At 68.3% G+C, this 20,781-nt stretch carries 20 protein-coding genes; 11 read left to right on the forward strand and 9 right to left on the reverse strand.

All coding sequences use genetic code 11. The features are described from left to right. Positions 1-68 precede the first annotated feature (68 nt). The gene (locus tag C4E04_RS19850) at positions 69-692 is read left to right on the forward strand and encodes a LysE family translocator (protein WP_109601349.1); all 624 of its coding nucleotides are present in this window, start codon (positions 69-71) and stop codon (positions 690-692) included. 6 nt (positions 693-698) lie between these two features. Here the strand turns inward: C4E04_RS19850 and C4E04_RS21775 are convergent, their stop codons facing one another. Beyond that, complete coding sequence (locus tag C4E04_RS21775) at positions 699-2,429, reverse strand: serine/threonine dehydratase (RefSeq protein WP_371682018.1); 1,731 nt, start codon at positions 2,427-2,429, stop codon at positions 699-701. Positions 2,430-2,506: 77 nt separating this feature from the next. Here C4E04_RS21775 and C4E04_RS19860 point away from each other — a divergent pair, with 77 nt between their 5' ends. Beyond that, on the forward strand, positions 2,507-3,403 hold the full coding sequence (locus tag C4E04_RS19860) for a CoA ester lyase (protein ID WP_109600292.1): 897 nt from the start codon (positions 2,507-2,509) through the stop codon (positions 3,401-3,403). A 90-nt stretch (positions 3,404-3,493) separates the two neighbouring features. On the opposite strand, the gene C4E04_RS19865 is transcribed toward C4E04_RS19860, so the two are convergent. Continuing rightward, positions 3,494-4,525 (reverse strand): aspartate-semialdehyde dehydrogenase, encoded by a 1,032-nt coding sequence (locus tag C4E04_RS19865; RefSeq protein WP_109600294.1) that lies wholly within the window; start codon positions 4,523-4,525, stop codon positions 3,494-3,496. 406 nt (positions 4,526-4,931) lie between these two features. Between C4E04_RS19865 and C4E04_RS19870 the strand changes: the two genes are divergently transcribed. After that, positions 4,932-5,732, forward strand: coding sequence for a hypothetical protein (locus tag C4E04_RS19870; RefSeq protein ID WP_109600296.1), 801 nt, complete (start codon positions 4,932-4,934; stop codon positions 5,730-5,732). Here the strand turns inward: C4E04_RS19870 and C4E04_RS19875 are convergent. After that, positions 5,710-6,831, reverse strand: coding sequence for a sulfite oxidase (locus C4E04_RS19875; RefSeq protein ID WP_109600299.1), 1,122 nt, complete (start codon positions 6,829-6,831; stop codon positions 5,710-5,712). The genes C4E04_RS19870 and C4E04_RS19875 overlap by 23 nt on opposite strands. Before the next feature lie 151 nt (positions 6,832-6,982). Here C4E04_RS19875 and C4E04_RS19880 point away from each other — a divergent pair, with 151 nt between their 5' ends. Further along, positions 6,983-7,324, forward strand: coding sequence for a hypothetical protein (locus tag C4E04_RS19880; protein ID WP_109600301.1), 342 nt, complete (start codon positions 6,983-6,985; stop codon positions 7,322-7,324). Between the two features lie 39 nt (positions 7,325-7,363). Here the strand turns inward: C4E04_RS19880 and leuB are convergent, their stop codons facing one another. The 4 genes from leuB to C4E04_RS19900 form a co-directional block, all read right to left on the reverse strand. Beyond that, the gene (gene leuB / locus C4E04_RS19885; protein WP_109600303.1) at positions 7,364-8,470 is read right to left on the reverse strand and encodes a 3-isopropylmalate dehydrogenase; all 1,107 of its coding nucleotides are present in this window, start codon (positions 8,468-8,470) and stop codon (positions 7,364-7,366) included. Between the two features lie 97 nt (positions 8,471-8,567). Beyond that, entirely contained in the window at positions 8,568-9,977 is a 1,410-nt protein-coding gene (locus C4E04_RS19890) for a bifunctional serine/threonine-protein kinase/universal stress protein (RefSeq protein WP_109600304.1), read from the reverse strand. Positions 9,978-9,980: 3 nt separating this feature from the next. Then, positions 9,981-10,721: a metallophosphoesterase gene (locus C4E04_RS19895; protein WP_109600306.1), complete on the reverse strand. Its 741-nt coding sequence runs from the start codon at positions 10,719-10,721 to the stop codon at positions 9,981-9,983. 90 nt (positions 10,722-10,811) lie between these two features. Beyond that, entirely contained in the window at positions 10,812-12,002 is a 1,191-nt protein-coding gene (locus C4E04_RS19900; RefSeq protein ID WP_109600308.1) for a lytic murein transglycosylase, read from the reverse strand. A gap of 274 nt (positions 12,003-12,276) precedes the next feature. Here C4E04_RS19900 and C4E04_RS19905 point away from each other — a divergent pair, with 274 nt between their 5' ends. The 5 genes from C4E04_RS19905 (at position 12,277) to C4E04_RS19925 (ending at position 16,237) form a co-directional block, all read left to right on the forward strand. Beyond that, on the forward strand, positions 12,277-12,798 hold the full coding sequence (locus C4E04_RS19905; protein ID WP_109600310.1) for a GNAT family N-acetyltransferase: 522 nt from the start codon (positions 12,277-12,279) through the stop codon (positions 12,796-12,798). 131 nt (positions 12,799-12,929) lie between these two features. Beyond that, positions 12,930-13,463 carry an inorganic diphosphatase gene (ppa, locus tag C4E04_RS19910; protein WP_109600313.1) on the forward strand — a complete coding sequence of 178 codons (534 nt, stop codon included), beginning with the start codon at positions 12,930-12,932 and terminating at the stop codon, positions 13,461-13,463. A 200-nt stretch (positions 13,464-13,663) separates the two neighbouring features. Then, positions 13,664-14,092, forward strand: coding sequence for a sugar dehydrogenase complex small subunit (locus C4E04_RS19915; protein ID WP_109600315.1), 429 nt, complete (start codon positions 13,664-13,666; stop codon positions 14,090-14,092). A 13-nt stretch (positions 14,093-14,105) separates the two neighbouring features. Continuing rightward, complete coding sequence (locus tag C4E04_RS19920; protein WP_109600317.1) at positions 14,106-15,722, forward strand: GMC family oxidoreductase; 1,617 nt, start codon at positions 14,106-14,108, stop codon at positions 15,720-15,722. Positions 15,723-15,748: 26 nt separating this feature from the next. Further along, positions 15,749-16,237, forward strand: coding sequence for a DUF2165 family protein (locus tag C4E04_RS19925; protein WP_109600319.1), 489 nt, complete (start codon positions 15,749-15,751; stop codon positions 16,235-16,237). Between the two features lie 102 nt (positions 16,238-16,339). On the opposite strand, the gene C4E04_RS19930 is transcribed toward C4E04_RS19925, so the two are convergent. Together C4E04_RS19930 and C4E04_RS19935 are read right to left on the reverse strand one after the other, a co-directional pair. Continuing rightward, positions 16,340-17,815: an aldehyde dehydrogenase family protein gene (locus C4E04_RS19930; protein WP_109600321.1), complete on the reverse strand. Its 1,476-nt coding sequence runs from the start codon at positions 17,813-17,815 to the stop codon at positions 16,340-16,342. Positions 17,816-17,862: 47 nt separating this feature from the next. Continuing rightward, entirely contained in the window at positions 17,863-18,561 is a 699-nt protein-coding gene (locus tag C4E04_RS19935; RefSeq protein ID WP_109601351.1) for a GntR family transcriptional regulator, read from the reverse strand. A 162-nt stretch (positions 18,562-18,723) separates the two neighbouring features. On the opposite strand from C4E04_RS19935, the gene C4E04_RS19940 reads away from it, so the two are divergent. Next, positions 18,724-19,653, forward strand: a complete 930-nt coding sequence (locus tag C4E04_RS19940) for a dihydrodipicolinate synthase family protein (RefSeq protein ID WP_109600323.1) — start codon at positions 18,724-18,726, stop codon at positions 19,651-19,653. A gap of 92 nt (positions 19,654-19,745) precedes the next feature. Continuing rightward, positions 19,746-20,780: a 4-hydroxyproline epimerase gene (locus C4E04_RS19945; RefSeq protein ID WP_109600325.1), complete on the forward strand. Its 1,035-nt coding sequence runs from the start codon at positions 19,746-19,748 to the stop codon at positions 20,778-20,780. The last annotated feature ends 1 nt before the right edge of the window (position 20,781 follow it).

The following is a 20,781-nucleotide window of genomic DNA, read 5'->3' on the forward strand; positions in this document are numbered from 1 at the left end:
GGGTACTTTTCCGGCCGCGCCGGTCGTGTCATGCAGGGGCATCAGCGAAGGATGCGCCCGTGATCGACATGACCACTCTCCTAGGCTTTGCCCTGGTCGCTCTGGGAATGGTGCTCACCCCCGGCCCCAATATGATCTACCTGATCTCGCGCTCCATCTGCCAGGGGCGCATGGCCGGGCTGATCTCCCTCGGGGGCGTGGCGCTGGGCTTCCTGTTCTACATGCTCTGCGCGGCACTCGGCATCACGTCGCTCATCTTCGCGGTGCCCTACACCTACGATGCCCTGCGCCTTACGGGGGCGGCCTATCTGGCCTATCTCGCCTGGCAGGCCCTGCGGCCCAACGGCCGCTCCCCGTTTCAGGTGCGCGACCTGCCACGCGACGGCGCCGGCAAGCTCTTCACCATGGGGCTCGTGACCAACCTGCTGAACCCGAAGGCCGCGATGCTCTATCTCTCGCTGCTGCCGCAATTCATCGATCCGGCGCGGGGCAACGTGCTCGGCCAGTCGCTCCTGCTCGGGACCACGCAGATCGCGATCAGCCTCTCGGTCAATGCCATGATCGCCATTACGGCCGGAACGGTCGCGGCCTTCCTCGCCCGCCATCCAGGCTGGGTTCTCGCCCAGCGCTGGCTCATGGGAACGGTGCTCGGCGGGCTCGCCGTGCAGATGGCCGTGGAAGCGAAGCGGTAGGATGCCTCAGGCGAGGGAGCGCACCGTCTCGTCGAGCCGGGACAGTTCCACATTCGCGCCGCAGAGCAGCACGCCGACCCGCTCGCCGGCCTGGGGCCTGTAGGCGCCCGAGGTCAGGGCCGCGAGCGCCGCGGCGCCGCCCGGCTCCGTGGCGATGCGCCAGTCCCGCCAGAGCGTTCCTTGCGCCTCCCGGATGGCCGCATCGGTCACCAGGGCCACATGGTCGACGGCCCGGCTGCAGATTCCATGGACGAGCGCTCCCGTATTGCGGGCGCCGAGCGAATCGGCCGCGACCGAATCGACGTCCACATCGACTGGGCCGCCCGCCTGGAGCGCCGCATGGAGGGCCCGTGAGCCTTCCGGCTCCACGCCCACCACCTTCACGCGGCCGGCCCACCAGGCCGCGACGCCGCTGATGAGGCCGCCGCCGCCCACCGCCACGAGGATCGTATCGAGGGGCGCACCGTCCTCCTCCCATTCGAGCCCGACCGTGCCCTGGCCCGCGATGGTGGTGTCGGCATCGAAGGGGTGGACCCGCAGCGCGCCGCTTTGCGCCACATAGGCGTCGCAGGCGGCCTGCGCGTCCGCATAGCGGGCGCCGCCGATCACCACCTCGGCCCCGTGGGAGCGGATGACCGCCACCTTGGCGGGGCTCGAGATCTCCGGCACGAAGATGCGGGCCTTGAGCCCGAGCTGCTTCGCCGCATAGGCGACCGCCGCGCCGTGATTGCCGCCCGAGGCCGCCGCTACGCCGGCCTCCGGGACCGGCCGTGACAGGAGCGTGTTGAAGGCCCCGCGCGACTTGAACGAGCCTGCATGCTGCAGGAATTCGAGCTTCAGGCTCACCGGACCGTCATGACCGAAGGCGCCCGGCAGGGTCCAGACCGGCGTGCGCCGGATATGCGACGCGATGCGCCCATGGGCCTCCGCGATGTCGCGGCGGGAAACCGGGAGAGTGTCGGACGCGGAGACGGAAGCGGACATGGGTGCAACCTCGGAAGCAGGAGCCGGACGCGACAGGGTCCAAATGGCGACGGGAAGGCCGTGGGCGTCCCGGTCGGGCGGATCGGGAAAGGAGCGTCCTTTACCTCTAGCTATATCGATTACGACGGCCAACCCCACCAGGGCGTCGAGGAGGTCGTCCTCGGCGGCGCCGCGGGGCGGCCGGGCTTCCACCATGTCGCGCGGAAGACCGGCACGCACGAGCAGCGCCCGCCGCAGGGCAAGGCCCGGCGGATAGGGTCTGCTCTTCACTTTCTTCGGCTCCGGGAGGGGGCGCTCGCCGTTCATGGACCAGAAGGCGAGTTCCGGATGCACCTCCACGACCCGGGCTACGAGCTCCGGCCGGCTCCGGAGCAGGCTGTCGATCTCGCGGATCTTCGGGAAGAGGTGGAAGCCCTGGCGCGAGACCTTGCGCGGTGGATCGGAGGTCCGCAGGGCCTCCGCGCAGGCCGTCCCGTAATCCTCCGCCTCCACGGCCCGCCGCGCCGGAATGGCGAAGACCGAGGACTGGCGGGCGCCCAGAAGCGGGCGGATCAGCTGCTCCGGGCGCCGTCCGGACCCTTGCGTGCGCTCCGGCAGGCCGATGGGCATGTCGACGGCGATCACCTGTGGGGCTTCGGGCGCATCGACGATGGCGGCCATGTGCCGTTCGATCCGCATGATGGGCGGGTGGGACCCGCCGAGGTCCATGAGCACGGCGATCCAGCCCGCCGGACAACCGTCGATTCCCGCCACCCACATCCTTCGCGCCTCCGTCCGTTCCCGCCTCGAGAAGGCACCGCTACACTCAGGGCCTTCACCGGGAGATCATCATGACCGACATTCGCCCGCGCCGCAGCGCCCTCTACATGCCGGGCTCGAACGCCCGCGCGCTGGAAAAGGCCAGGACCCTACCGGCGGACGTGCTGATCCTCGACCTGGAGGACGCGGTGGCACCGGACGCCAAGGCGGAGGCCCGGGCGCAGGTCTGTGCGGCTCTCGGTCAGGGCGGCTTCGGGCCCCGCGAGGTGGCGGTGCGCGTCAACGCCCTCGACACCCCCTGGGGCGAGGACGATCTCGCGGCCGTCGCGGCGGCTGCGCCGGATGCGATCCTCGTTCCCAAGGTCTCGTCGCCCGAAGCGCTGGCGGCCATCGGCCTGCGCCTGCGCCGCCTGAGGGCGCCCGAGCGCGTCCGCGTCTGGGCCATGATCGAGACCGCCCAGGCGATCCTGCGGGCGGACGCCATCGCGGGCACGGCCCATGACGTGGATGCCCGCCTCGCCTGCTTCGTGCTGGGCCTCAACGATCTCGCCCGGGAGACCCGCGCCAGGCAGGTGCCCGGCCGCGCGCCCATGCTGCCCTGGATGATGACCGCCCTCGCGGCGGCGCGCGCCAACGGCATCGACATCCTGGACGGGGTCTGCAACGACCTCTCCGACACGGCGGCGCTGCGGGCCGAGTGCCTCCAGGCCCGCGATGGCGGCTTCGACGGCAAGACGCTGATCCACCCCAACCAGATCGCGACCGCGAACGAGGTTTTTTCGCCCTCCGCCGAGGAGGTGAGCGAGGCGCGCCTGATCGCCGAGGCCTTCGACAAGCCGGAAAACGCCAAGAAAGGCGCCATCGCGCTCGGCGGCCGCATGGTGGAGCGCCTCCACGCCGAGATGGCGCGGCGGGTGCTCGGCCTGGCTGAAGCCATCGAGGCCCGGCAAGCGGGGCCGTCTTCCTGAAGGGGCAGACAGCAAAATGGCCGGGGAGGACCCCGGCCATGATGAAGCAACGAAAAGGTATCCGGCGAAAGCCGTGCCGGAAGGCGCCGGTCAGGCGGCCTTCTTCTTGGAGGGCAGCAGGTTGCGGTTTGCCATCGCCTCGGCGATCTGGATCGCGTTGAGGGCCGCGCCCTTGCGCAGATTGTCGGAGACGCACCAGAAGGCGAGGCCGTTCTCGACCGTGATGTCCTCGCGGATGCGCGAGATGTAGGTGGCGTCCTCGCCGGCCGCCTCGTGCGGCGTGATGTAGCCGCCGGGCTCGCGCTTATCGACGACCACGATTCCGGGCGCGGCGCGCAGGATATCCCGGGCCTCGTCCGCCGTGATCGGCTTCTCGAACTCCACGTTCACGGCCTCGGAATGGCTGATGAAGACCGGCACGCGCACGCAGGTGGCCGTGAGCTTGATCTTCGGGTCGAGGATCTTCTTGGTCTCGACCATCATCTTCCACTCTTCCTTCGTGAACCCGTCCTCCATGAACACGTCGATATGGGGGATCAGGTTGAAGGCGATGCGCTTGGGAAACTTCTTTTCCTGCACATCCTGGAGCGAGTAGAGCGCCTTGGTCTGGCGGTCGAGCTCGTCCATGCCGTCCTTGCCGGCGCCGGAAACCGACTGATAGGTGGAGACCACCACGCGCCGGATGGTAGCGTGGTCATGGAGGGGCTTGAGCGCCACCACGAGCTGGGCCGTGGAGCAGTTCGGATTGGCGATGATGTTCTTCTTCATCTCGCGCACCGCCTCGGCATTCACCTCCGGCACCACGAGCGGAACCTCGGGGTCGTAGCGCCAGGCCGAGGAGTTGTCGATCACGACGACGCCCTGGGCGGCGATCTTCGGCGACCACTCCTTCGAGACCTCGCCGCCCGCCGACATGAGGCACAGGTCCACATCGGAGAAATCGTAGGTGTCGAGCGCCTTGGTCTTCAACGTCTTGTCGCCGTAGGACACTTCCGTGCCCTGGCTGCGGCGGGAGGCCAGCGCCACCACCTCGTCGGCCGGGAAGGCCCGCTCGGCCAGGATATTGAGCATCTCGCGGCCCACATTGCCCGTCGCGCCGACGACAGCGACCTTGTAACCCATGGAACTTCTCCTGTTTTCGCTCTCCCCGGGAGATCTATTCAAAACCCTTATCGGGTGCGCCTCTCGCCCCGACGGGAGAGAGGACCGGGGACGACGAGGCTCAGGCGGCCGTTTTCGCGGCCGTCGTGACGGTTTTCGTTTTGCTCGTCGTGGTGAGCAGCGTCATTGCCATCGTCCATCGCAAGGCCCGTTCGTCGGGCCGGTACGTTTGTGCAGCAACACATCAAAGGTGCACCGCCGTCAAGTGCTTCTTGCGCCGGAAGGCCGAAGCCGGAGGTGTGGACCGGCTGTGGACGGGCCCCTGGCCTTAACGTTCGATTCACGATGCTGAACGAAACCTTTCGAAGGCGCCCGAATGATACGGTAGAACAGCGGCCTGAATGCCACTGCCTGCCACGGGAGCACCATGCAACGGGCGATCCACGCCGATTGGGACGAGGACGAGGAGGATGACGCCTCCGACGGGGAGCCGCTGCCGCGGTCCCGCTCGCGCCTGCCCTGGCTGCGGATGGCGCTCCTGTCCGGGCTCAGCATCGCGGCGCTCGTCTATTTCGCCCACGAAGAGGGATCGCGGCCGCTCCCCCCGGGCGCGCCCGGGGCCGTTCCGGCCTCCGTGCTGGTCGCGCCGCCGCCCCCGTGGCGGCCCCTGCCCCAGGCGGCACCGGCCTATGTGCTCGACAAGCCTTTCGCGCCGCCCGTTTTTTCGGCACGCGCTCACATCTCCGGCGGACGGGAGGACACCTTCGTGCTCGGCCGCTTCGGCGATTCCCGCCATGGGCGGATCAGCCTCGTCCAGGGGGATGCGGGCACGGAGCGGCGCAGCTTCTTCGTGGACATCGTCCGCCGTGCCGCCGAGGCGGGCCTCTCGGTCACCCGCAACGCCCAGAGCCGGATGGCCGCGACGAAATTCGGCCCCGTCGAAATGGCCGAGGTGACCCTGGCCGGGACGGCCGAGCAAACCTGCCAAGCCTTCCGCTTCGCGGATCCCGAGACGGCTTTCGGCTTCCAGGGCTGGCTGTGCGGCGCGGAAGCCCGGATCGTGGACGAGGCCCAGGCTGCCTGCTTCATCGACAGGATCGCCTTATCGGGCCAGGAGGGCCTTGTCCTGAAGGCGCTGTTCGCCCGGGCCGAGCGCAACCGGGGCGAGGCCTGCAATCTCGCGGCGCGCACGGCCGCCCTCAGCCCTACGCCCCCAGCCCGACCGTGATCGCAACCCGGTGAACGGCGTTGCAGCCGTAGCCGTTGGGATTCCAGTTGTCCGGTTCGAGAGGCTGGGAGCGCCCCGTTGAATCGGTGGCCCGCGCCCAGATCTCATAAGGCCCGTTCGCCGGTACCGGCAGGGTCGCGGACCAGCGCGTCCAGTCGTAGCGGTTGCGCGGGGGTTCGAGCATTGCGTCGGTCCAGGTAGCGCCCCGGTCGAGGGAGAGTGCGACGCTGACCACCGTGTCGTCGCCCGCCCAGGCGGCGCCGCGCACCGCGATGGAGCGCGTCCCGGCCGGAAAGGCAGTCCCGTCCGCCGGCGCCGTGACGATGCTGCGCACGGGCATCGATTCGAGGATGCGCAGCGGCACGCCCTCCAGGCTCGCGCCCGGCTGAACCGGTTTCACGGGCAGCCGGTAGGACAGGCCCGTCATGCCCGGGCCGTCATGCTCCCGGTCGCGGATCCAGATCCGCGTCAGCCATTTCTGGCTGAGGGAGCCCGGCCATCCCGGCACCACGAGGCGCACGGGGCCGCCATGGAGGAACGGCAGGGGCTCGCCGTTCATGGCGAAGGCCAGGAGGGTGTGCTCCTCAAGCGCCTTCTCGATCCGCATGCCGCGGGAAATGGAAGGCGTGTCGCGGCTGCCGGACTTGTCCGGATCGGCGCCGTAATGGGCCGTGTAGACGGCGGAGGATTTCAGGCCCGCCTCGCGCAGCACGTCGCTTAAAGAGACGCCGGTCCATTCCGCGCAGCCGACACCCCCATGGGTCCAGGGATTGCCCTCCGCCGGGGGCACCAGGAAGGAGCGGCCATTGCCGCCGCATTCCAGCACCATGCGGAAGGTTTTTACCCGAAACCGGCGCTTCAGCTCTTCCACAGTGAGACGGAGCGGGCGCTCAATCTCCCCGTCGATTGTGAGGCTCCAGCGTTCCGGTGCTTCGGGGACCTCTGGAAGCAGGCCGTTGTTGCGGACGAAGAACCGGGAAACCGGGGTCGTGGCGTCGTCGAGCTTCTCCTCGGGCGTTTCGGCCACGAGCGGGATCCGGCCGAGGAGCGAGAGGCCGTCCTTGGCCTTCAGCTCGGGAATGTCGTCGCGTCGATCCACCGTGCCTCGCCTCCCTTGATCATCCGGGCCTCCCCCTTCGGGGAGCGGAACAATTTAAGCGGCCGCGCCATTTTTCCAAAGTCCGCCGATATCCCTGAAGGCGCGGGCGGAATTTGAGGACGCGCCTTCGCAGCTTGCGCTGGAGGCCGTCATGCGCCGCATCGTCACTCTGGGTCTGGCATCCCTGGCCGCGGCCGCGGCCTTTGCGCCTGCGGCGCAGAGCCAGGACCGCCCCCTCAGGTTCCGGGTCACGCCCCGCAGCTTCCTCGATCCCGGCAACGTGGTCGTGCCGGGCTCGATCAATCCGGGCTATACCGGCTACGGCCAGACCCAATCCTACCTGCTGAGCCCGCCCTATGGCCAGAACGAGCGCTTCAACGGCGGCGGCGTCCTGCCGGATCCGATCACCAACGGGCCGTTCGTCGGATCGCAAAACCCGTTCGGGCCGATCGATTTCGGCCCGAACATCGAATCGACGGGCTCGATCCGCTGATCGCCGCGGGGCGGTGACCGCCCCGCAGCCTCATCCGGCTCAGGAAAGGGCCGAAAGTTCCTTCACGATGGCGTCGCCGACTTCCTGGGTGCCGACCGCGTTGGCGCCCGGAGCCGCGATGTCCTTCGTGCGGGTGCCCGAGGCCAGCACGTTTGCGATGGCCTTCTCCAGGAGATCCGCTGCCTCGATGAGGCCGAAGGAATAGCGCAGGGCCATGCCGAAGGAGCCTATCATGGCGATCGGGTTCGCGAGGCCCTTGCCGGCGATGTCCGGCGCGGAGCCGTGGACCGGCTCGTAGAGGGCCTTGCGGCTACCGGTCTTGGGATCCTCGGCGCCGAGCGACGCGGAAGGCAGCATGCCCAGCGAGCCGGTGAGCATGGCGGCAATGTCGGACAGGATGTCGCCGAACAGGTTGTCCGTGACGATCACGTCGAACTGCTTCGGGTTGCGCACGAGCTGCATGGCGCAGTTGTCGGCAAGCACGTGCTCGAGCTGCGCGCCGGAGAATTCCGCCTTGTGGATGCGCGTGACGATCTGGCGCCAGAGCACGCCCGTCTTCATGACGTTGCTCTTCTCGGCCGACGAGACCTTGTTGCGGCGCTTGCCTGCGAGATCGAAGGCGACGCGGGTGATCCGCTCGATCTCGGCCGTGGTGTAGAGCTGGGTGTCGACGGCGCGCTGCGAGCCGTCCTCCAGAGTCACGATCTCCTTCGGCTCGCCGAAATAAACGCCGCCGGTGAGCTCGCGCACGATCATGATATCGAGCCCCTCGACCACCTCGCGCTTGAGCGAGGAGGCGTCGGCGAGTGCCGGATAGCAGATCGCCGGGCGCAGATTGGCGAAGAGGCCGAGATCCTTGCGCAGGCGCAGGAGGCCCGCCTCGGGACGCACCGCATAAGGAACGCCGTCCCATTTCGCGCCGCCGACCGCGCCGAACAGGACCGCGTCGGCCTCCTGGGCGCGCGCCATCGCGGCCTCCGAGATCGACGCGCCATGGGCGTCGTAGGCCGCGCCGCCGACGAGATCCGTCTCGGTCTCGAAGCCGACGCCGTTCCGGGCGAACCAGCCCACGATCTTCTCGACCTCCCGCATTACTTCCGGACCGATGCCGTCGCCGGGGAGAAGGAGAAGCTTGTGCGTTGCCATGGGAAGGGCCCCCTGTTCTGTCGTGGTCGAATTGCAAGGCTCTTAAAAGGCCGAACGGGCCGCTTGGCAAGCGCTCATCGCTTGGCCCGAAGGCGTCTCAGCCATGCGCGGGGCGCCGGTCCCTCGGCGTTCTGACCACCGTGACCGAGCAGGGCGCCTGCGCCACTACCTGGGACGAGACGCTGCCGAGATAGCGCCGCAGCGCCGAGGAGGCCCGCGCGCCGATCACGATATGGTCGACCTCGTTGTGGCGCGCATAGTCGACGAGCGCCGCCGCCGGGTCGGGCGCCCCCAGCACACTGTAGGAGATCCTCTCCTTGGGAACATCCAGGGACGCGCCCCAATGCTCGAGCTGGACCCTGCGCTGGACATGGAGGCTCCGTCCCGCCTCGTCCTCCAGGATGTCGACTGCGAGGCGCGAGGTCTTGAGGATGTTGACGCAGGCGAGCCGTGCCTCGCCCTCGATGGAGAGAATGCGCCGGACCATCAGGCGCAGGGCCTCGGCAAGGTCCTCGCTGCCCGGCGAGAGATCGATGGCCACGAGGACGATGGGCGCGCGGGAGAGCTGGCCGGCGATGTTGGGCCGTTCCAGCGGCTGGGCCTTGCGGGCCTTCAGCCAGCGCCGGAAGGTCTTCATCCCGCTGTCCTGCTCCAGGCGCTCCGCTCGCTCGGTGAGCCGCACCTGTTCGGGGTTCTCCAGGTCGAGGGCGAGCTGGGCCGCGGTGGCGTAGCGGTCCTGCGGGTCGACCTCCAGGCAGCGCAGGATCACCTCCTGCAGCCAGGGCGGACAATCGGGCCTGAGGGCCCGCGGCGGCACCGGGTCCCGCCAGAGGCGCCGGCGGATCTGCCCGCCGCGCGGCGTGCCGAAGGGGCGCTCGCCCGTGACGAAGAAATACAGCATCACGCCGAGCGCGAAGAGATCGCTGCGTGGATCGGCCCGGTCCTGCAGCACCTGCTCGGGCGCCATGTAGGGCGTGGTCCCGAAGGGCTCGCGGAACTCCTCGGCGAGGAGATCGGGGAGCAGCTCATGCCGGGCGAAGCCGTAATCGATGAGCACCGCCTCGCCGGTATCCCGGATCATCACGTTGCTCGGCTTCACGTCGAGATGGATGACGTGCTGGAGATGCAGGTCGTGGAGGGCATGGGCCACCTTGGCGCCGGTCGCCGCCACCTCGGGCCAGGGCAGGGGCACCTCCTCGAGGCGGGCCTTCAGGGAATCGCCCGGGATCCGCTCCATGACGATATAAGGCATCGGATCAAGGGGACCGGCGGCGACGAAGCGCGGCACATGCGGGCCCGACAGGCGCGGCATGATCATCTGCTCGGTCTCGAAGCAGACGATGGGCAGGGGATCGTCGCTGTCGATGAGCATCGGGATCTTCATGATGAGCGGCGCCGGCTCGCCCGGGCGCGTCACCGCCCAGATCTGCGCCATGCCGCCCGTGCCCAGATGCTCGTGGAGTTCGAAGCCGTCGACCATCATGCCCGCCTGCAGGCGCCAGCGCATCGCTCACCGTCCCCGTTCGAGGCGAAGCGCCAGCTTTTCGGGAAGTCCCGCCTCCCGCACCTTCCGGGCCGCGGCGGCCGTGTCGTAGGGCACGCGCAGGAAGCGCAGGGTCTGGCGCGCGGTATCGAAGAGGGCGTAGTTCGCGGCCGCCACCCCGTCCCGAGGCTGGCCGACGGAGCCGATCACCGCGAGCCAGGTGCGGGTGGGGAGCAGCGGGATCTCGTTGTCGCCGACCGGCGAGAAGGAGCCCACCTTCGCGGTGCTGCTCATGTGATAGAGCATGGGCACGTGCACATGGCCACAGAAGGTGATGTGCGCATCGACCCGGCTGAAATGGCGGGTCGCCTCCATCGGCCCGTCCATATAATCCCAGTTGCCCGGCGCGTAGCCGTTGGCATGGACGTAGAGAACGTTCCCGTCTTCGTGGACGAGGGGGAGATGGGCCAGGAACCGCCGCTGCTCCGGATCGAGCCGTTCCCGGGTCCAGCGGATCGCCTCCCGGGCGACGGAATTCATATCCACATCCGACCCGTCGACGGCGACGTCATGGTTGCCGCGCAGCGCGACGGCGCCCTTGTCCACGAGATCCCTGACCGTATCGACGACCCAGGCGGGATCGGCGCCGTAGCCCACATAATCGCCGAGGAGGACGAAGCGATCGGCCGCCTGCTGGCGCGCATGGTCGAGGCAGGCCGAGAGGGCCTCGCGGTTGCCGTGGATATCGGTGAGGATGGCGACGAGCATGGGGGCACTACAACCCCAAACCGGCGCGGCCGACAACCTAGCCGAAGGATGGCCTGTCGGCCCCTGGACAAGCCGCCAGACGCATCGGCCTTACCCCCTCAGGGCCTGCAGGACCTTGGCGCCGGGGCGGCCGCGCTGCTCGAGGCCGATCTGGCGTTCCACGTCCTTGATCGCCTCGCGGGTCTTGCTGCCGATCTTGCCGTCCGGCTCGCCCACGTCGTAGCCGCGGGCCGTGAGGAGGCGCTGCAGCTCCCGGCGCTGGGCGCGGGAGAGCGGCGGGTCGTCCGTCGGCCAGGCGGTGCGGATGCCGGGCAGGCCCTTCAGTCGGTCGCCCAGGAGCGCGATGGCGAGGCCGTAGGATTCGGCGGCATTATAGGAATACACCGCGTCGAAATTCTTGGTGACCAGGAAGGCGGGGCCGTTCACGCCCGCCGGGACGATGATGCCAGCCTGATAATTGCCCGAGAGTGGGCGCCCGTCCACGCGGGTGACGCCCATGGCGGCCCAGGCGGAAACCGCCCGCTTCTTCTTGCGGCCCGCAAGGCCGGAATTGAACCCGGCCGGCAGGCGCACCTCGTAGCCCCAGGGCAGGCTGTTGGACCAGCCGGCCTTCTTGAGGAAGTTCGCCGTGGACGCCACCGCGTCCGGCACGGAGGTCATGATGTCCCGATGGCCGTCCCCGTCCCCGTCCACCGCGAGGCGCTGGAACGTGGAGGGCATGAACTGGGTGTGTCCGAAGGCGCCTGCCCAGGAGCCGCGCAGGTTGTCCGGGTCGATATCCCCGTCCTGAACGATCTTGAGGGTCGCCATCAGTTCGCCGGTGAAATATTCCCGCCGGCGCGGCGCGTAGCAGGCGAGCGTCGAGAGCGACTGCACCAGGGGCCGCCCGCCGATATCCTTGCCGAAATTGGATTCCACGCCCCAGACGCCCGCGATCACGTGGCGGTCGACCCCGAAGCGGGCCTCGGCGGCCGCGAGGGCCTGTCCCCACTGGCGCATGGCGGCCTTGCCGTCCTGCACCCGCTCGTCGTCCACCAGGGCCGCGAGGTAGTCCCAGATGGGCGTCTTGAACTCGGGCTGGTTGTCCATGAGCTCGAGGATCTTCAGATCCGGCTCGATGCCCCGGGTCGCCCGGTCGAAGGCCTGGCCGGACACGCCCTTGGCGGCCGCCTGGGCGCGCAGGGACGACAGGCAGGAGCGGAAATCCCCCTGGGCCAGGGTCGGCGTCGCGACGGCCAGTCCGAGGAGAGCGAGAAGCGTGGGAGCAGCGATCCGGGTCATGCCCCCCAGTGTGCGGGCAATTTGGTTAATATTGGGCAAAGGCCGTCCCGGCGGACGTTTGGGCCGCGCGGACGGGTGGAGGAAGGGATATGGAGCGGGCGGACGGGGAGCAGGGTCGGGGCCAATCCGTCTTGCGTCCTTTTGCCCACCCCCTTCGGATGCCCGATCCCTTATAAAGCCAGGCTTCCGCGCCCGGGAGCACCGCGCCGTTAACGGCCCGTTAACCCTGCCGGGCGGAGATTTCATTATTGGCATTTTTCCGTTCCACCGTTCCATGAGCGACCTTCTCGTCAGTATCCGCCACGCTAAGACCTCCGACGCCGAGGCCTTGTCCCACGTGTTCGAATCCGCCTGGCGGGAGGCCTACCGGGGAATCATCCCCGGCCTCGCCCTGGAGAAGATGCTGACCCGGCGCGGTCCGCGCTGGTGGCGCTCCACGGTGACGCGGGGACGCCCCCTGGTGGTGATCGATCCCGGCCAGGGGGTCGCGGGCTACGTCTCCTATGGCCGCTGCCGGGACCGCTCCCTGCCGGCCGAGGGCGAGATCGACGAGTTCTACCTCCTGCCCGAATACCAGGGCGTCGGCCTCGGGCGACGCCTGTTCCGGGCCGTGCGCAACGACCTGCACGACCGCGGCATGGACCGCATCGCCGTCTGGGCCCTTGCCGAGAACGAGCGCGCCTGCGGCTTCTATGAGGGCATGGGCGGGCGCCGGATCGCCCGGGTCGAGGAGCGCATCGGCGGCGTCCCGCTCGCCAAGGTCGCGTTTCTCTTCACCGAGAGCCGCCTCCACTGACCCCTGGCTCCGGCTGACTGGGGCCTTCTGCGCAAAAGCATCGGACCGGGCCTGAAAGTGGATTTTACTTTCAGGCCCGATGCTTTAGGAAGCGTGCCCAAACCGATATCCCTTCCCGGAGACAAAACTCGATGCGCCTGGACGCCATTCCGATTGGAAAGAATCCGCCGGACGACGTGAACGTCATCATCGAAGTGCCGCTCGGCGGCGAGCCCATCAAATACGAGATGGAAAAGGAATCCGGCGCGCTCTTCGTGGACCGTTTTCTCTATACGGCCATGCGCTATCCGGGGAATTACGGCTTCATCCCCCATACCCTCTCGGGCGACGGGGATCCCTGCGACGTGCTGATCGCCAACACCCGCGCGGTCATCCCCGGTGCCGTGATGAACGTGCGCCCCGTGGGCGTGCTGGTGATGGAGGACAATGCGGGCGAGGACGAGAAGATCATCGCCGTGCCGTCCCACGCGCTTACCCAGCGCTATGACCGGATCGAGACCTATACGGACCTTCCCGAGATCACCCTCAAGCAGATCGAGCATTTCTTCGAGCACTACAAGGACCTGGAGCCCGGCAAGTGGGTGAAGATCATCCGCTGGGGCGACGCCGAGGACGCGAAGCGCCTCATCCGCGAGGGCATCGAACGGGCGAAGAAAAAGGGCTGAGAGGCCCGCCCGACAGGATCGCGACGGCCGGAGGCGATTCCGGCCGTTTTCTTATCCGCCCAGGCTGAGGCGCGAACGCGATACACGCCCCGACTTACCTTGCGTCATCAGGACCAGGATCCTAAGAATGGCCGGACGGGCCGCTGCCGTCCGCTCCTGTCCGGAGCGGACCCGTCCAGGTCCATGAGGGGGATTTCACCATGGGACAGCCGACCCGGCGCACCCTGCTCCTGGCGGGCCTCGGCCTTCCGGCGATGGCGGGCCTTTCGGGCGTCCGGGCCGCGGCCAATCCGGCGCCCACCGTCGAGGCGTTCCGCGCCCTCTCGGCCCGGCTGATGCAGAAGAGCGCCTCGGCTCTCGATGCCGGCGTGGCCGAGACCCTGCTGAGCGGCCTGATGCAGACCGGCCGGGGTCCGGCGCTGACGGCTCTCCTGCGCGACCCCGAATCGAACGCCGCTCTCGCGGGCGACATCGTCACGGCCTGGTATTCGGGCGTCTATCGGACCGCCGACGGCGAGGCGGTCGCGTCCTTCACGGATGCGCTCATCTGGGACGCGCTCGACTTCACGAAACCCTTTGCGTCCTGCGGCGGCGAGACCGGCTACTGGGCCGGGCCCCCGCAGGTCTGACAGGCAGGAAACTATGGCCGAGATCGAAGCCGATGTGATCGTCGTCGGATCGGGGGTCGCCGGTGCGCTCCTCGCCGCCAGGGCCGCGGAAGCGGGCCTCAAGGTCGCGATCCTCGAGGCCGGGCCGCGGGTCGACCGGGTCGAGGCCGTCCAGCGCTATTGGGACGCCCTCATCAAGGTTCCCGAAAGCCCCTATCCGCCGACCCGCGAGGCGGACCATCCGGTAACCCATGATCGCCACTACTGGTATCGGCAGAGCGGGCCGGACGAGTTCAAGAGCACCTATCTGAAGGTGGTCGGCGGCACCACGTGGCACTGGCTCGGCACCTGCCTGCGCTTCGTGCCGAACGATTTCCGGCTCAAAAGCCTCTACGGCCGGGGCCTCGACTGGCCGGTTTCCTACGCGGATCTCGAGCCGTTCTACGGCGAGGCCGAGGACGAGATCGGCGTGTCGGGGGATTCCGCCGAGCCGCTCGGCTCGCCGCGCTCCCGCGCCTATCCCATGGAGGCCATTCCGCAGACCTATCTCGACCGGAGCTTCGCGACGGCGCTGGCCGAGAGCGGCTACGAGGTGCGCGCGACCCCGCAGGGGCGCAATTCGGCCCCGCGCGACGACAGGCCCGGCTGCTGCGGCAGCGCAAGCTGCATCCCGGTCTGCCCGGTCCAGGCGAAATACGACGCCACCGTGCATCTCTCCCGCGCCGAGGTGAAGGGCGCGGCGGTTCACGACCGCACCACCGCGACCTTCGTGGAGATCGGCCCCGACCGGAAGGTTGCGGCGATCCGCTTCAAACGTCCCGACGGGAGCGAGGGGCGCGCCGTCGGCAAGGCCTTCGTCATCGCGGCCCATGCGATCGAGACCCCGCGCCTCCTCCTGCATTCCCGCTCCGAGGCCACGCCGAACGGGGTCGCCAATTCGTCCGACCAGGTCGGCCGCAACCTGATGGACCACCCCTCGCAACTGAGCTGGGCGCTGACCGACCGGCCCGTCTGGCCCTATCGCGGGCCGCTCTCCACCTCGGGCATCGAGAACCTGCGCGACGGCTCCTTCCGGACCGAGCGCGGCGCCCTGCGGGTGGAGATCGGCAATGACGGCTGGTCCTGGCCGACCGGAGCCCCGATCACGCTCCCTGAGGATTTCGTGCGCCGGGGCCTGCGTGGGCCGGCCCTCGACGCGGCTTTGCGGGACCATGCATCCCGGCATGTCCGCCTCGCCTCCCTGATCGAACAATTGCCCGACCCGGACAACCGGGTGACCCTCGATGCTGACGACCAGGACATGTACGGCGTGCCCCTGCCGCGGATCGCCTATCGGCTCGACGACTACGCCAAGGCGGGGCTTGCGGCCGCGCGGGAATTGCACGCGGACGTCTTCCGGCGGCTCGGGACGAGCGAGGTGCGGCACGATCCGGACTTCAAGGGCGCGGGCCATATCATCGGCACGGCGCGCATGGGCGACAACCCGGCCCATGCGGTGGTCGACCGGGACCTGCGCAGCCACGACCATCCGAACCTGTTCGTGCTGGGCTCCGCGGTCTTCCCGACCTCGGCCACCGCCAACCCGACCCTGACCATCGCGGCGCTGAGCCTGCGCGCCGCCGGCGCCGTGATGGCGACCGTGAAGGCCTGACGCCCGTCCGGAGGAGGTTTGCCGACATGATGATCCGCCTGTCGAAGACCGTCATGGTGGCGGCCATCGCGTTCTTCGCCACCCTGGTCGGGTTCGGAAACGTGACCGATTACGGCACCAATTTCGCCTTCGTGAACCATGTCCTGGCCATGGACACGGTGTTTCCCGACACGACGATCCGCTACCGGGCCATCACAAGCCCGGCCCTGCAGCACGCGGCCTATCTCCTGATCATCGCGGCCGAGATCGGAACCGCGATCCTCTGCTGGATCGGCGCCTTCCGGATGTTCGCGGCGCTCCGGCAGGATGCAGTCGCGTTCCGCGGGGCCAAGACTTTCGCGGTCGCGGGCCTGACGTTAGGATTCCTCGTCTGGCAGGTCGGCTTCATGTCGCTCGGCGGCGAATGGTTCGGCATGTGGATGTCGCAGCAATGGAACGGCGTGCCGTCCGCCTTCCGCTTCATCGTGACGATCCTGGGCGTCCTGATCTACGTGGTGCTGCCCGACGAAGACTGATGGGAGCATCGGACGCAAATGCGAGAACCGGTTTTGCGTGAAAGCAGAAGCTTGAAGGATCGAACGTAAGGGCGACCTTACGTTCGATCCTTTAGAGCGGATTTACTCGCTGCCCTTGGTCTTCGGCGGCTCGCCGGTATTGCCGTCGAACGTGTAGGCGGTCTTCACCGTGGTGTAGAACTCGGCCGCGTAGCGCCCCTGCTCCCGCGGTCCGTAGGACGAGCCTTTGCGGCCGCCGAAGGGCACGTGGTAATCGACGCCCGCGGTCGGCAGGTTCACCATCACCATCCCGGCCTCGCTGTTGCGCTTGAAGTGGCTGGCGTGCTTCAGGCTGGTGGTGCAGATGCCGGACGAGAGCCCGAACGGCGTGTCGTTGGCGATCGCCAGCGCCTCCTCGTAGTCGCGCACCCGGGTCACGGTCGCGACAGGGCCGAAGATCTCCTCCCTGGCGATGCGCATGGAATTGCCGACCTCCGTGAACAGGGCCGGCGCCAGATAGAAGCCCGGATTCTCGCGGTTGAGCAACTCGCCGCCGCAGGCGAGCTTCGCGCCCTCCTCTTGGCCGATGCGGATATAGGAGAGGTCCTGGTCGAGCTGGCTCTGGTCCACCACCGGGCCGATCTGCGTGCCGGCCTTGAGCGCATCGTCGACCACGAGGCTGCGCATGCGCTCGCTCAAGGCATCGACGAAGCGGTCGTGCACGCCCTCCGTCACGATGAGCCGCGAGGAGGCGGTGCAGCGCTGGCCCGTCGAGAAGAACGCGCCGTTGACGGCGCAATCCACCGCGACCGCGAGATCCGCGTCGTCGAGCACCACCATGGGATTCTTGCCGCCCATTTCGAGCTGCAACTTCTTCATGGGGTCGGCCGCGATGCAGGTCGCGGCGACGCGCCGGCCCGTGGCGACCGAGCCCGTGAACGAGATCGCCGCCACCTTGGGGCTGTTGAGCATCGCCTCGCCCACCACCGAGCCGCGGCCCATGACCAGGTTGAACACTCCGGCCGGCACGCCGGCATTCACGATGATCTCCGAGAGCGCATGGGCGGAGGCGGGCACCAGCTCGGCGGGCTTGAACACCACCGTGTTGCCGTAGGCCAGCGCCGGCGCGATCTTCCAGGCCGGAATCGCGATGGGGAAGTTCCAGGGCGTGATCAGGCCCACCACGCCCACGGGCTCGCGGGTGATCTCCACGTCCACGTTCGGACGCACGGAGGCGAGCTTGTCGCCCGCCATGCGCAGGGTCTCGCCCGAGAAGAACAGGAAGATCTGGCCGGCGCGCACCACCTCGCCGATACCCTCCGGCAGGGTCTTGCCCTCCTCGCGGGAGAGCAGGTGGCCGAGCTCGTCCTTGCGGGCGATGATCTCCTCGCCGATCCGCTTGAGGATGTCGTGGCGGAGCTGGATCGAGGAGCGCGACCAGGCCGGGAAGGCCGCATGGGCCGCGTCGATGGCCGCATGGGCATCCGCGACCTCGGCACGGGCGAACTCGCCCACCACGTCGTTCGTGTTCGACGGGTTGATGTTGGGCGCGCCGTGCTTCGCCTCGACCCAGGATCCGCCAATGTAGTTCCGCTTCATCTTTCCATGTCCTCTCATGTGGGCGTCTTTTTCGAACGGGCGGTGCATCACGCCTTGTGATGATCGGCGATATAGGCGCGAAGCGACCGGCCGACATTCTCGATGTGGGTTTTCAGGAGCGCGCAGGCGGCCGGGAACTTCCCCTCGGCGCACAGGCGCACGAGTTCCCCGTGCTCGATCTCGGCCCGCTCCATCCCGCCCGTCAGGGAGAGCTGGAGCCGGGTGTGCCGGTCGCAATCCTGGAGCAGGGACAGAACGATGGCGAGCGTCCGGGGCTGGCCAGCATGCCGGTAGAGCAGGCGGTGGAACTCGGTGTTCAACTCGCCCCAGCGGCTCACGTGGTGCGCGCGCAGCTCCGCGCCGTATTCCTGCAGGATGGCGTTGAGCTGCCGGTAATCCTCCTCGGTCAGGTGCGGCCCCGAGGCCTTGAGGAGGCGCGGCTCCAGCAGGGCGCGCAGCTCAAAGAGCTCCTCCACCTCCTCGGTAGAAAGCTCCGACACCACGGCGCCCCGGTGCGGCTGGATCTTCACCAGCCCTTCCGCCTCGAGCTGCATCAGCGCCTCGCGGACCGGGATACGACTGACCGCGAATTCCGTCGCCAGCGCATCCTGACGCAGCTGGAAGCCGGCCTTGAATTCTCCGTCGACGATGCGCCGGCGCAGCTCCTCGGCGACGGCTGCCGAGATCGTCCGGTGCTGGAGGGTCTTCCGGGCCGGCTTCTGTGCGGGCGGAGGGCTCAAGGTCATCGGCAAAGGAACCGGCGCATGAAGAGGCGGAAAGGCCCGCAAGGGGGCCAGGCGAAACGTTCGGGCCGGATCATAGCAGCTCCAGGGCGGATTGGCTTGACAGGGCAGATTTTATACAATCTACAATATCGCATCTCAACCGCCATGACGGGAGCAGGATCCATGACAAGGACGATCGGCTGGGAAGGCGTGTTTCCGGCGGTAACCACCCAGTTCAAACCGAATTTCGACCTCGACATCGACGCGACCGCCAAGGTCCTCGAGGGCCTGATCCGGGACGGAGTGTCCGGGCTCATCGTCTGCGGCACCGTGGGCGAGAACACCTCGCTCTCCCGGGCCGAGAAGATCGCCGTCATGGAGACCGCCAAGGCGGTCGCCCGCGGCCGGGTTCCGGTGATTGCCGGCGTTGCCGAGTTCACCACGGCCTTCGCGTGCGATGTGGCGAAGGACGCCGCGCGGGTCGGCCTCGACGGCGTCATGGTGATGCCGGCGCTGGTCTATTCCTCGAAGCCGCACGAGACGGCCGCGCATTTCCGCACCGTCTCCAAGGCTACCGACCTGCCCGTGATGGTCTACAACAACCCGCCCATCTACAAGAACGACGTGACGCCCGAGATCCTGGCCTCGCTGGCCGATTGCGACACCATCGTGTGCTTCAAGGATTCGTCCGGCGACACCCGCCGCTTCACGGATGTGCGCAACATGGTGGGCGACCGCTTCGCGATGTTCGCGGGCCTCGACGACGTGGTGGTGGAGAGCGTGATGCTCGGCGCCCAGGGCTGGATCTCGGGCATGTCCAATGCCTTCCCACGCGAGGGCGAGACCCTGTTCCGCCTCGCCAAGGCCGGCCGCTATGCGGAAGCGATGCCGCTCTACGAGTGGTTCATGCCCCTTCTTCACCTCGATGCCCGGCCCGACCTCGTGCAATGCATCAAGCTCTGCGAGAAGATCATGGGGCGCGGCTCCGACCTCACTCGGCCGCCGCGGCTTGCCCTGAGCCCGGAGGAGCGCGCTGTCGTCGAGGCGATCATGGACAAGGCCCTGAAGTCGCGCCCCATCCTGCCCGAGACCGGCCTCAAGCCCGCAGCCTGAACCCGTTTCCCGGCGGGCGATAAGCGGGCTCGACCGCCCGCCCGTCCGCCGCTACCCTCGCGATCTCCCGGCAAGCCTTCGAGACGGCATCCATGGCGCGGCACACCTTCTTCTGCATCGACGGCCATACCTGCGGCAATCCGGTCCGCGTGGTGACGGGCGGCAGCATCCCGACCCTCCAGGGCGAGACCATGTTCGACCGCCGCCAGCATTTCCTGGCGGAATACGACTGGATCCGCACCGGGCTGATGTTCGAGCCCCGCGGCCACGATATGATGTCGGGCTCGATCCTCTATCCGCCGACGCGGCCCGATTGCGACGTGGGCATCCTGTTCATCGAGACCTCCGGCTGCCTGCCCATGTGCGGACACGGCACTATCGGGACGGTCACCATCGCGCTCGAAAACGGGCTGATCCATCCCAAGGTCCCGGGCCTCCTGCGGCTCGACACGCCGGCCGGCCTCGTGGAAGCGCGCTACGAGCAGAACGGCCCCTTCGTGGACAGCGTGCGCATTACCAACGTACCGTCCTTCCTCTACGGCACGGGCTACGAGGTCGACGTGGAGGGCCTCGGCACCCTCACGGTGGACGTGGCCTATGGGGGCAATTTCTACGCCATCGTGGAGCCGCAGGCGCTTTACGAGGACCTCTCGGCCGTCGACCCGTCCGACGTCCTGCGCTGGAGCCCGAAGCTGCGCCAGGCCTTCAATGCCCGCCACAAAATCGCCCATCCGACCAATCCGGCCATCGACCGGCTGACCCACGTGATGTGGACCGGCAAGGCGCAGACGCCGGGCGGCACGGCCCGCAACGCGGTGTTCTACGGCGACAAGGCCATCGACCGTTCCCCCTGCGGCACCGGCACCTCCGCACGCATGGCGCAGCTCGCCGCCCGCGGGGACCTGAAGGAGGGCGACGCCTTCGTGCATGAGAGCATCATCGGCTCGACCTTCACGGGCCGGATCGAGGGCCGCGCCAAGGTGGGCGACCGGGATGCCATCATCCCGTCCATCGCCGGATGGGCGCGGGTGACCGGCTTCAACACCATCGTAATCGACGACCGCGACCCCTTCGCCCACGGCTTCCAGGTGGTCGACCGGCAGACGGCCGGGCCTGCCTGCCCGTGAG

Origin of the sequence: Microvirga sp. 17 mud 1-3, assembly GCF_003151255.1 — a bacterium.
Taxonomy (GTDB): domain Bacteria; phylum Pseudomonadota; class Alphaproteobacteria; order Rhizobiales; family Beijerinckiaceae; genus Microvirga.

What these genes read in the sequence shown, in the direction of transcription:
- C4E04_RS19850 (WP_109601349.1), top strand. Translation starts at nt 69, where the DNA reads ATGACCACTCTCCTAGGCTTTGCCCTGGTCGCTCTGGGAATGGTGCTC.
- C4E04_RS19860 (WP_109600292.1), top strand. Translation starts at nt 2,507, where the DNA reads ATGACCGACATTCGCCCGCGCCGCAGCGCCCTCTACATGCCGGGCTCG.
- C4E04_RS19865 (WP_109600294.1), bottom strand. Translation starts at nt 4,525, where the DNA reads ATGGGTTACAAGGTCGCTGTCGTCGGCGCGACGGGCAATGTGGGCCGC.
- C4E04_RS19870 (WP_109600296.1), top strand. Translation starts at nt 4,932, where the DNA reads ATGCAACGGGCGATCCACGCCGATTGGGACGAGGACGAGGAGGATGAC.
- C4E04_RS19880 (WP_109600301.1), top strand. Translation starts at nt 6,983, where the DNA reads ATGCGCCGCATCGTCACTCTGGGTCTGGCATCCCTGGCCGCGGCCGCG.
- leuB (WP_109600303.1), bottom strand. Translation starts at nt 8,470, where the DNA reads ATGGCAACGCACAAGCTTCTCCTTCTCCCCGGCGACGGCATCGGTCCG.
- C4E04_RS19890 (WP_109600304.1), bottom strand. Translation starts at nt 9,977, where the DNA reads ATGCGCTGGCGCCTGCAGGCGGGCATGATGGTCGACGGCTTCGAACTC.
- C4E04_RS19895 (WP_109600306.1), bottom strand. Translation starts at nt 10,721, where the DNA reads ATGCTCGTCGCCATCCTCACCGATATCCACGGCAACCGCGAGGCCCTC.
- C4E04_RS19900 (WP_109600308.1), bottom strand. Translation starts at nt 12,002, where the DNA reads ATGACCCGGATCGCTGCTCCCACGCTTCTCGCTCTCCTCGGACTGGCC.
- C4E04_RS19905 (WP_109600310.1), top strand. Translation starts at nt 12,277, where the DNA reads ATGAGCGACCTTCTCGTCAGTATCCGCCACGCTAAGACCTCCGACGCC.
- ppa (WP_109600313.1), top strand. Translation starts at nt 12,930, where the DNA reads ATGCGCCTGGACGCCATTCCGATTGGAAAGAATCCGCCGGACGACGTG.
- C4E04_RS19915 (WP_109600315.1), top strand. Translation starts at nt 13,664, where the DNA reads ATGGGACAGCCGACCCGGCGCACCCTGCTCCTGGCGGGCCTCGGCCTT.
- C4E04_RS19920 (WP_109600317.1), top strand. Translation starts at nt 14,106, where the DNA reads ATGGCCGAGATCGAAGCCGATGTGATCGTCGTCGGATCGGGGGTCGCC.
- C4E04_RS19925 (WP_109600319.1), top strand. Translation starts at nt 15,749, where the DNA reads ATGATGATCCGCCTGTCGAAGACCGTCATGGTGGCGGCCATCGCGTTC.
- C4E04_RS19930 (WP_109600321.1), bottom strand. Translation starts at nt 17,815, where the DNA reads ATGAAGCGGAACTACATTGGCGGATCCTGGGTCGAGGCGAAGCACGGC.
- C4E04_RS19935 (WP_109601351.1), bottom strand. Translation starts at nt 18,561, where the DNA reads ATGACCTTGAGCCCTCCGCCCGCACAGAAGCCGGCCCGGAAGACCCTC.
- C4E04_RS19940 (WP_109600323.1), top strand. Translation starts at nt 18,724, where the DNA reads ATGACAAGGACGATCGGCTGGGAAGGCGTGTTTCCGGCGGTAACCACC.
- C4E04_RS19945 (WP_109600325.1), top strand. Translation starts at nt 19,746, where the DNA reads ATGGCGCGGCACACCTTCTTCTGCATCGACGGCCATACCTGCGGCAAT.